The sequence below is a fragment of the Ruegeria sp. genome, from assembly GCF_028066395.1.
Lineage (GTDB): Bacteria > Pseudomonadota > Alphaproteobacteria > Rhodobacterales > Rhodobacteraceae > Ruegeria.
Genome location: NZ_JALCBM010000033.1, coordinates 1 through 2,126, shown reverse-complemented (window position 1 = coordinate 2,126; position 2,126 = coordinate 1). Strand labels below are relative to the sequence as shown.

Genomic DNA, 2,126 nt, shown 5'->3' with positions numbered 1-2,126 from the left:
CCATTCACGGTCAGAATCCGCGACTGCAAATCCGGCGCAACCGCTGCCAGCGTCGCAAACTCCGCGCCATCAAAAATGATATGCTCATACAGGTCGTCCGAGATCACATTGACCCGAGGGTGCCGCTGCAACACGTCGGCAAGCGCCTTGAGTTCCGCAGCAGTGTACACGGCCCCGGTCGGGTTGGACGGAGAGCAGATCATCAACAGCCGCGTGCGCGGGGTGATCGCCGCCTCCAGACTGTCGGGTGTCAGCTTGAAGCCCGCGTCAGTGGTATCGACCAGAACCGGCGCGCCGCCCACCACCTGCACCATACCCAGATGAGACGCCCAGAGCGGTACGGGCAGGATCATCTCATCTCCGGGGTTCAGAACCGCCTGTATCGCCGCCGCCAAAAGCGGCTTTGCGCCCGAGCAGACGATGATTTCTGATGCGGTGAAACTCAGCCCGTTATCGCGCTGGAATTTCTCGATCACCGCCGCCTTGACCGCGCCGTGACCGTCGGTTGGGGTATAGCGCGTCTCTCCACTCCGGATCGCGGCGATCCCGGCCTCGCAGATGTGGGCGGGCGTGTCGAAATCCGGCTCACCCACGGAAAAGTCGATCAGATCGGCCCCCGCCTGCCGCATCTCGAACGCTTTGTTGAAAACACCGATAATGGGCGATGGGGGGAGTGTATCAACAAATTGGGACAGCATCAGGACGCCTCCGCCAGATTGGTCAGTGTCAGGTTCGGGCCAAGGCTGTCCGGCCCAACCAGAATATGGATAACGGTGGCCTTGTCCGATGCCAAGTCACGTTCCGGCGCGGGGGCGAATTGGGCAGTGGTTTCAACCCGTTTGCCATGGGCACCATAGCTTTGTGCACCGACCGCGAAATCAGGGTGGAGGTGAATTTATTCGGGGACCGTCAATGCCCAGCAAGGCAATGCTCCGCCGGGTGGGTCAGTTCGCCCGAAGAGCGGCGAAAAGATAGTAATCGCTAAGAGTTTTCGGCACCGATGTCAGTGACATTCGGCGCCGAACCTGTGTTGCAACAGGGTGAGAAAGGATATGGGTGGTGAAATCAGGCGGCTGCGATCTGCCCTGCTTTTTCCACCAAGACTTCGGCCTGACGGATCGAGGCATAATCGATCAGGCGGCCATCCAGAGACACCGCGCCTTTGCCTGCGGCTTCGGCCTCGGCCATGGCGGCCAGAATGCGCTGGGCCTTGGTCACCTCGGCGTCGGATGGCGACATGACTTCGTTGGCCAGTACGATCTGGCCGGGGTGAATCGCCCATTTGCCTTCGCACCCCAGAACCGCCGCGCGTTTGGCCGCCGCGCGATACCCGTCAGGGTCCTGAAAATCGCCAAAGGGCCCGTCGATCGGACGCAGGCCATTGGCGCGGGCCGCGACCACCATGCGCGCCAGCGCATAGTGCCACATATCACCCCAATGGGTCAGGCGACCGCCCTCGGCATCCGCATCGGTCAGAACCGAGTAGTCAGGGTTCACCCCACCAATGATCGTGGTCCGCGCCCGGGTCGAGGCCGCATAGTCGGCAACGCCAAAATGCAGGCTCTCGTTGCGTTTCGAGGCGGCCGCGATCTCGCTGACATTCTGCATGCCCAGCGCGGTTTCGATGATGTGCTCGAACCCGATGCGTTTTTTGTAGCCCTTGGCATCCTCAATCTGGGTCACCAGCATATCGACGGCATAAACATCAGCGGCGGTGCCGACCTTGGGGACCATGATCAGGTCCAGCCGTTCGCCGGCCTGTTCGACCACATCCACCACGTCGCGGTACATATAATGGGTGTCCAGACCGTTGATCCGCACCGACATGGTCTTGGCCCCCCAGTCGATATCGTTCAGCGCCTGGATGATATTCTTGCGCGCCTGTTCCTTTTCATCGGGCGCAACGGCGTCTTCCAGATCAAGGAAAATGACGTCCACATCCGATTGCGCGGCCTTTTCGAACATGCCGGGCTGGCTGCCGGGAACGGCCAGTTCGCTGCGGTTCAGGCGGGCAGGGGCCTGGTCGATGTTATGAAAGCTCATGAGTTGGGGTCCTTCGTCTTACAGGTTCGGATAGATCGGGAAGCGTGCGCAGAGGTCTGCGACTTCTGCCTTGACCTTGGCTT

General features: G+C 60.9%; 2 protein-coding genes. Both read right to left on the bottom strand.

Going from position 1 to position 2,126, the window contains the following annotated elements; all coding sequences use genetic code 11:
- A partial coding sequence (locus tag MPJ51_RS11730) for an aminotransferase class I/II-fold pyridoxal phosphate-dependent enzyme (protein WP_298386590.1) occupies nt 1-698 on the bottom strand: 698 nt, incomplete at its 3' end.
- A gap of 367 nt (nt 699-1,065) precedes the next feature.
- Complete coding sequence (locus tag MPJ51_RS11725) at nt 1,066-2,043, bottom strand: CoA ester lyase (RefSeq protein ID WP_298386587.1); 978 nt, start codon at nt 2,041-2,043, stop codon at nt 1,066-1,068.
- Nucleotides 2,044-2,126: the final 83 nt, after the last annotated feature.

Bases quoted from the DNA above. Each gene is read 5' to 3' on its own strand.
- MPJ51_RS11725 (WP_298386587.1), bottom strand. From the start codon at position 2,043: ATGAGCTTTCATAACATCGACCAGGCCCCTGCCCGCCTGAACCGCAGC.